At 57.1% G+C, this 7388-nt stretch carries 7 protein-coding genes and 2 pseudogenes; 5 read left to right on the top strand and 4 right to left on the bottom strand.

Annotation, left to right across the window (positions count from 1 at the left end; all coding sequences use genetic code 11):
• Positions 1–133 (bottom strand): SDR family NAD(P)-dependent oxidoreductase (locus tag ACRXB1_RS25960; RefSeq protein ID WP_449493664.1); only part of this gene is annotated, 133 nt, incomplete at its 3' end.
• 105 nt (positions 134–238) lie between these two features.
• Here ACRXB1_RS25960 and ACRXB1_RS25955 point away from each other — a divergent pair.
• Entirely contained in the window at positions 239–817 is a 579-nt protein-coding gene (locus ACRXB1_RS25955; protein ID WP_075360229.1) for a TetR/AcrR family transcriptional regulator, read from the top strand.
• Positions 818–1098: 281 nt separating this feature from the next.
• Here the strand turns inward: ACRXB1_RS25955 and ACRXB1_RS25950 are convergent, their stop codons facing one another.
• Complete coding sequence (locus ACRXB1_RS25950) at positions 1099–1392, bottom strand: HU family DNA-binding protein (protein ID WP_256701356.1); 294 nt, start codon at positions 1390–1392, stop codon at positions 1099–1101.
• A gap of 1007 nt (positions 1393–2399) precedes the next feature.
• Here ACRXB1_RS25950 and ACRXB1_RS25945 point away from each other — a divergent pair.
• From ACRXB1_RS25945 to ACRXB1_RS25935, 3 genes and pseudogenes are all read left to right on the top strand, one after another.
• Positions 2400–3824, top strand: a complete 1425-nt coding sequence (locus ACRXB1_RS25945; RefSeq protein WP_449493663.1) for an FAD/NAD(P)-binding protein — start codon at positions 2400–2402, stop codon at positions 3822–3824.
• A 126-nt stretch (positions 3825–3950) separates the two neighbouring features.
• Positions 3951–4755 (top strand): annotated as a pseudogene (locus ACRXB1_RS25940) (MetQ/NlpA family ABC transporter substrate-binding protein).
• Positions 4756–5011: 256 nt separating this feature from the next.
• Positions 5012–5215 (top strand): cold-shock protein, encoded by a 204-nt coding sequence (locus ACRXB1_RS25935; protein ID WP_031356584.1) that lies wholly within the window; start codon positions 5012–5014, stop codon positions 5213–5215.
• 110 nt (positions 5216–5325) lie between these two features.
• Here ACRXB1_RS25935 and ACRXB1_RS25930 read toward each other — a convergent pair whose 3' ends face one another.
• Together ACRXB1_RS25930 and ACRXB1_RS25925 are read right to left on the bottom strand one after the other, a co-directional pair.
• Complete coding sequence (locus ACRXB1_RS25930) at positions 5326–6612, bottom strand: acyl-CoA dehydrogenase family protein (RefSeq protein WP_449493662.1); 1287 nt, start codon at positions 6610–6612, stop codon at positions 5326–5328.
• A 26-nt stretch (positions 6613–6638) separates the two neighbouring features.
• Entirely contained in the window at positions 6639–6854 is a 216-nt protein-coding gene (locus ACRXB1_RS25925) for a TOBE domain-containing protein (protein WP_056359869.1), read from the bottom strand.
• A 274-nt stretch (positions 6855–7128) separates the two neighbouring features.
• Here ACRXB1_RS25925 and ACRXB1_RS25920 point away from each other — a divergent pair.
• Positions 7129–7388, top strand: a pseudogene (locus ACRXB1_RS25920) (LLM class flavin-dependent oxidoreductase); the annotation flags it as partial.

The raw sequence follows: 7388 nt of genomic DNA, 5'->3' as shown, positions 1-7388 counted from the left end.
CCGGGTCCAGCCGGGCACGGTCGCGCGCAATCAGCGCGACGCGCGCGCCTTGCTCGATGAATAATTTCGCGGCTTCGAATCCGATGCCGCTGCTTCCGCCGGTGATGACAGCGCGCTTTCCGTCAAGACGCATGATCGCTCCTTGTTAAGTCAACGGTCGTAGACTAAATTCGGAAATGGCGCTTGTCAACGACTGTTGATAAAATCAGAGTTTAAAGTTAAAGGGCGACCCTTCACGATGCAGACCCCGAAAAAGGTCACGCGAGATTCCGAAGCGTCGCGCGCGCGTATCCTCGATGCCGCGAAAATCCGCTTCTCGCAGAACAGTTACGACGGCGTGGGCGTTCGTGAAATCGCGGCCGATGCCAACCTCGACCCGGCCATGGTGCTGCGTTACTTTGGCTCGAAGGAAAACCTGTTCCGCGAGATTGCATCGCAGGCGTTTGAAGTCGAAGCGCTCTTGGCAGACGGGATCGAAGCGTTGCCGGAACGCGCGGCGAGCTTGCTCATGGGCGAAGTCGATGACGACGCATGGCGCTCGGGATACGATCCGTTGCGCTTGTTGCTGGCTTCCATAGGCAGCGTGACGGCCGGACCCATACTCTCGGAATACCTTCACCGCGACTTCATTGCGCCGTTAGTCAAGGCAATAGGCGGCCGTGAAGCGCGCGAGCGCGGCGCTCTGGTGGCCGCGCAGATTGTGGGATTTGCGCTCATCCGGGTTGCCGGAGATTCGAGCGAAGGCGCGTTGCCCAGGCGAAAATCACTCAAGCAACTGCTGGTGAAGGTTCTTGAGGACTTGTCGCGAGCGCGTTAGCTTGCGCTGAATGGTGGAGCGACCAAGTGTCAGACATCAATCCTGATCGAAAGGAGTAAGCAAGCGCCCACGAGTCAGAAGGATTGACGTGTAAAGGACCGAAGGGAATGTTCGAAAAGAATGATTGCTTGACCACGGCCTTGGTTGATCATGGCCTCGAAGTGCAGCCAGATTTGAAACGGCCGGATCGCTGATGGATCCGGCCCGCTCCACGAGCACCGCCCAAGCGGTGCTCGACCGTGTCCGACGCTAGAACGCGATGCGGGACATGACGGCCAGTCTTACTGGTTCACCAAATCCTTGAACGCTTTGCCGGCGGTAAACTTGACCGTCTTGGCAGCGGCGATCTGGATGGTGTCGCCGGTCTTCGGGTTGCGGCCGGTGCGTGCAGCACGCGCACCCGTGCTAAACGTGCCGAAGCCGACGAACTGAACGCTGTCGCCGTTCACAACGGCTTGCGTCACGGTAGAGATAAATGCATCGATAGCCTCGGCAGCCGCAGCCTTGCTGGTGCCGGTAGCGGACGCCACGGCGTCAACGAGTTCTTGCTTGTTCATTTCTGTTTTCTCAAAGATGGGTAGGACTCACTGCCCATGCGAGCGCACGGTGGAAGCGTCACCTTACCGGACGCGGCGGTCGGAGGCAAATCAGTTTCACCCTGACAGGGCAGGCGATTCCAGCCGATTCCGCTATGCGGCAGGCCTTTGGCCGGGCCGCCGCCATGGGAAGGTGAGCGCGGAATGTTAACCCGGTTGACGCGCGACAGGAAACCCGGATGTGGTTTTTGTCGGCTTCGACGGGTAAGTCCACCGAAAACGCGTTTAATTTCGAAGTTCTGGCGTGGTGCGTTTGTTTACCGCATCAAAACAATTGTCACGCAAAGCGTCTCAACATTACTTTTAGCTTTCGATAAAACAGGGATTGTATGCTCGCGAACAGCGTCACGCTTAACATCAGACAAACCGAGGGCTGACTCAGTTTTGAAGCGAAACGCTAAATGTTGCGTAGCAGTTCATGCCGTTAGATCGTCGTCGCTCCTACTGCGGTGGAAATGCGTCGGCGCTTCAAAGCACCAGAAAGACGATCTGATCACAGTTGGCATTTAGTTAGCCATCCGAATTAATACTAAAAGCTATTGTTCAATTTCCGCCGAGTCTGAAGAGCCTGTGATTCTGATCATTGTCCGTCCCCGGCCGAGCTTGCTTTCTCCCAGCCAGGTGCCGCGGTTCCTCACTAGCTTAGTGAATTTCAAGCTTTACGCAGCGTTCTATGGATGGCCGGTCTGATGTATCCTCGACACCTGATTGCAGGCTTCACCGCGCGAGAATGAATCGGCGTTGTCATAACATCAAACCCGGTGGCGAACATTTAATGCATGCGGGACGACCCCGGCTCGCTTCGTGGCCACGTGAAAGATCAGTTTCGCGCATGCTCGCCCCGTCCCGTTCGAGTTCCTCCACGTTCTGAGCGATGCATTCAAGTACCGTATGCGTAACGACCGTGAACGCCAGGCAATCGACATGACACACCTTGCTCACGCTGTGGCCTGCTCCAAACAGGCGCTTTACGAGACTTCAGCATCATGATCGATTCATCGGCAACACCGGATCACGGAACCGTGGCGAACATACTCGTCATTGGAGGCGGATTTACAGGCGTCGCGTTTGTGATTCACGCAATCCAGGCACGCCCTGCTGGCGTGGATCTCAACTTCATTATCGTGGAGCCATCGGCGGATCTGGGTCGTGGAATCGCTTATGGAACGACAGAGCCGTTGCACCGGATCAACGTCCCGAGCGACCGAATGAGCCTCTTCGCAAATGACTCGACGCACGCCACACGCTGGCTCAAGCAACATGAGGCATTGGACGCAGGCAGTGTAGATGAACAAGGCCACTACTACGTGTCCCGTCAGCGGTATGGCGAATATGTCGATGCAACCTTGAAAGACGTCGTGGCTGAAGCCGCTGCGCACGTGCGCGTGAGTCATCGTCGTGCGAGCGCTATGGGCTTGACCAGAAGCAACTCGGGTTACATCGTCGAACTGGACGACGGCGGCCAACTCGAAGCGCAGCGTGTGGCGCTATGCTTTGGACATACGGCGTCGCAACCACCGGGACGTATCGATGAAAACGCGTTGCGAGATCCGCGTCTGATCGCGCATCCATGGTCACATGACGCGTTGCACGCGATCCCGCAAGATGCATCCGTGCTGCTGGTCGGCACGGGCCTGACCATGGCCGATGTCGCCGTGACGCTGATAGGACGCGAGCATAGTGGAAACATCACGGCGATCTCGCGGCGCGGTTTGCGAGCGCAACCGCACGGCATTTTCGCCGACGCCGCCGACTTCCTCGGCAACACGGCGCCCCCTTCCACCGCGCGCGAGCTGGTGAAAATACTGCGACAGCGGATCGCGCGTGACAAACAGGCGAACAACGGCTGGCAGCCCGCCGCAGACGCATTTCGTTTCGAGCTTCCGCGCATCTGGAACGCGTTGCCCGCGCACGAGCAACGCCGTGTTGTCAGAAAGTTGCTGCCGTTCTGGGACGTGCATCGGTTCCGTATCGCGCCGCAAATTCACGCGGCCATTGAACACGCAATCGGAACGGGACAGATGAACGTGATAACGGCCGGTATCGGCGAAATACAGCGTTCCCTGCACGGCTTTCGCGTGGGACTCAAACGCCGCGGCGGACACATCGAGGAACATGAATTCGGCGCCGTGGTGTTCTGCACGGGACCGGCTCGCGACATAGATAGAAACCCGCTCGTGAAGTCATTGCTCGAAAGCAGGCTCGCGCGTCTGGATGCTGTGAAGACAGGTCTCGATACCGATCTTCAAAGCCGCATACTCGACGCCGACGGCAACGTGTCTCCCGGCCTCTTCGCATTCGGCCCGATGACCCGCGGAAGCTTCGGCGAAATGACCGGCGCGCCGGACATTGCGCGGCATCTCGAGCGGCTGCTGAAGGACGGCAGCTTGCTCGCGTATTCGGAGCATTGAAACCTTGCTGCAATGACGCCGCATATCAAAGGAGAATTTCTTGTTTAGCAGGAGATTACGTTTGCGCTAAGTTCTTGTCGGCAAGCTGTTTGCAAGCTAACCACTCGAGAACAAATCAGAGAGAGAATGACTTTGCTGCGGGGAATCCATGTGTCGTTGCTTGCGTCCGTTATAACCGCGTCGGCTCATGCGGCCGATCCGGACAAGAAGGAGATCGGCTTCGGCGCGACAGCCGGACCTTACGTGGACCAGATCCGCTATGGCATCAAGCCGCTGCTGGAGAAAGAGGGCTGCAAGGTCGCCATTGTCGAATTCACCGACTATGTTCAGCCGAATCTCGCGCTTGCGGACGGTGCCCTCGACGCCAACGCGATCCAGCACGAAACCTACCCGAAAAAATTTTTGGACGATCACAAGCTGCCACTGAGTCAGCTCGTCAAGGTTCCGACGGCGCCTATTGGTATATACAGCCACAAATCAAAAAGTCTGGCTGATGTAAAAGATGGCGCGACTGTTTCACTTCCGAACGATGTCACCAGTCAAGCCTGCGCGATCTTGCAGTTGCAATAAATTGGCTGGTGACACTCAAGCCGGGGGTCGACCCGGTCAATTCGTCCGAGCCCAATATTGCAACAAACCCGCACCGGATAAAGTCACTGCCTCTGGATGCTGCCCAATTGCGCGCTCGCTCGACGACGTCGACTATGCGTTTGTGAATGGAAACTTCGCTATTGCCGCCGGCCTGATGCTGACCGACGCGCTTCTGCCGGAGAAAATTCCGCCTTATTACCTGAACGTTGTGGCGGTACGTACAAACGATCTGCAAAAGCCGTATGTGAAGGATATTGCCGCCGCTTACCAATCGCCGCAGTTCCGCCAGGTCGTGGATGAGCGTTTTCAGGGCTTTAGTAAACCCGATTATTTGCGTTAAGCTGAAACCCGCGCGCCGGCGGATTTCGCATTGCAGCTTTTCCGGTTTGGAAAGCTTCAATAAATATTGGCACGGCGTACAATTGAATCGCGATAATTCCAAGAGCGTCCTGCACGGCAAGGTATCTTCGTTACGGACACGTTCAAGCATTTGGCGAAGTCTTGTCACAACAATGCAATGCGACGCGTCTCGGCGCCCTGGCTTTATCCTCGGTTCTACTTTCATTTTTTTGCTTTAAATTTTTCTGGACACACTCATGGCAACCGGTACGGTCAAATGGTTCAACGATGCAAAGGGCTTCGGTTTCATCACGCCGGATGACGGCGGCGAAGACCTGTTCGCGCACTTCTCGGAAATCAAGGCAGAAGGCTTCAAGAGCCTTCAGGAGAATCAAAAGGTCACGTTCGAAGTGAAGCAAGGACCGAAGGGCAAGCAGGCGTCGAACATCGTTCCAGCCTGAGTTTTGAGCACTGCCAGATCAGCCTGCTGATCTGCACGCGGTTGTCGTAATGCGAAGCATTGCGGCGACCGCGGGTTTACCTTGACGCGATCGAAGCAAGTTCAGCACTTTCATTTGCCGGTTCCGACAAACTCGTCGTCCTGGACTACCGTCCGCTCGCCTGGCCCAAGCGTTTTTCCTGCGGTTTGCGCCGATGCGTGCGCCAGACTGAAACGCTCGTCCGGAGCCGTTCCATTCAAATGGTAATTGCCAACAGCGGCCTCACGCTGGATCGCGGGATTATGCGAGGCAATGACGCGTGCATTGCGCCAGTGGCGGTCGAGCCTGCGTGTTTCGCTCGTCGCCGAAGCACCACCCACTTCAAATAAAAGCGTCGCTGCCTCGAGCACCTGTTCGAGTACGATCTGTTGCGCCTGGTAGGCCTGGATATCGACCGCAATGTAGTCCGCCGTCGTTGCCCTTCCCTCGTTGCGCGCCTGATGCACCCGTTCAAGCGCCGACGCAACCGCGTCGACCAGTGCTTCGGCGGAATAAGCGAGGCTTCCAAGCCGTCCCACTACACGATGCACAAGCGGATTGTCACGCGGACTCGATTGTCCGGCGACGCCAAAAGTGCGTGTGCGGCCTTGAACAAACTCGACGCCGTCGCGCAATACCGCGCGGGCGATGCCCGCCAGCGTGGCGAGATGGACGGTCTGGTAGAACGCAGTAAGCAGGGAATTGCGGCGAGGCTCGGAGGCTTTATACCGGGACAGGATCTGCTCGACCGGAACGCGGACGTTATCAAAGCGTGTCGTGCCGCTTGCCGTCAGGCGCTGGCCGAAACCGTCCCAGTCGTCATTGCGCGCAACGCCGGGTGCATCGCTGCGCACGAGCACGTGCAGGTCGTTCTGTGTATCGTGTGCGGCTACGTTGATCCATTCCGAATAGAGCGTGCCGGTGCTGTAGTATTTCTCTCCATTAAGCAGGACATAGGCGGGATCTTTATCGGCAATCACGGTCACGCTGTTATGCGTTGAGCCCGTGCGCTCCGATGTCGCCGCGCCAATTGTTTCGCCTTTGGCAATGCGCCCGAGCCATCGTTCGCGTGCCGCAATATCGTCGCTTTCAAGTCGCTGTTCAATGAACCCCGAATGCGCGCGAATGATCTGCGGCAAGTTCGAATCAGCTTCGCCCAAACGCGTCAGCAAGCGGAAGTATTGCGGCAGACTGACGCCAGAACCGCCATATTCCCGCGGCACGCGCAGCGCCGTGAAACCGCTCTCCTTCAATTGCGCGACTGCATCACGCGCAAGTTCGCGGTTCTGCTCACGCTCAAGCGCGCCTTCGCCAATGTGCTTGAATACTTCGGCGAAACGCGCGTAAAGCGCGGCGTCCGACGGTGCTGACGTGGTCATTCATTTCTCCGCAAATTAAACGCCGTTCAAAGACGCGCGATGGACACTTCCGTGGACTTCACCAGCGCAACAACTTCCGTGCCGACCTTGAGCTCAAGTTCATCGATAGACCGTGTCGTGATGACCGATGTCACGATTCCGTTCGGCGTCTCCACGTCGACCTCCGAAAGCACGGACCCGCGAATGATCTCCTTGATGTGCCCCCTGAACTGGTTGCGCACATTGATGGCCGTCACGCCCATGGCGTACTCCTTGATTGGTTGAATGAGCTTGTGCTTGCGCGCTGCGACGCCGACAAAATAGTCTAGCGAGGCAAACTGGCCAGCTTAACGATTGATTTGATCTAAGGTTTGCTGCAAATTTGCTTAAGCGCCGTGCGCCTTGAACGCTTAGTGCTATGCGGTATATCGATTGACGGATTTATTGGTCGCGCTCAACGACGGTCGGCTTGAAAATGGAAGACTGGTCAATCAAAGCTCAGGTCTTGCGGCCTGCAGATCAAACAACGGACTGTCCATGACTAACCTGTCGCCCCGTCGCCTGCATCTCAACGTCAACATCCTGCATTCGGGTTTCGTGCCATCCGCATGGCGACTTGCCGATGCCGATCCGCACGCGTTCATCGACGTGAAGCACTACGTGCGCGTCGCGCAGATTGCGGAAGCGGCGAAATTCGACGCCGTGTTTCTCGCCGATAACGCGTCCATTGCCGATCAGATCAACTTTCGCCCGATCACCGCGCTCGAACCGACCATCCTCCTTGCAACCATCGCGGC

This window comes from Caballeronia sp. M23-90 (assembly GCF_053574605.1).
The sequence above is the reverse complement of the archived record's forward strand: the minus strand, read 5'-3'. Positions and strand labels throughout refer to the sequence as shown.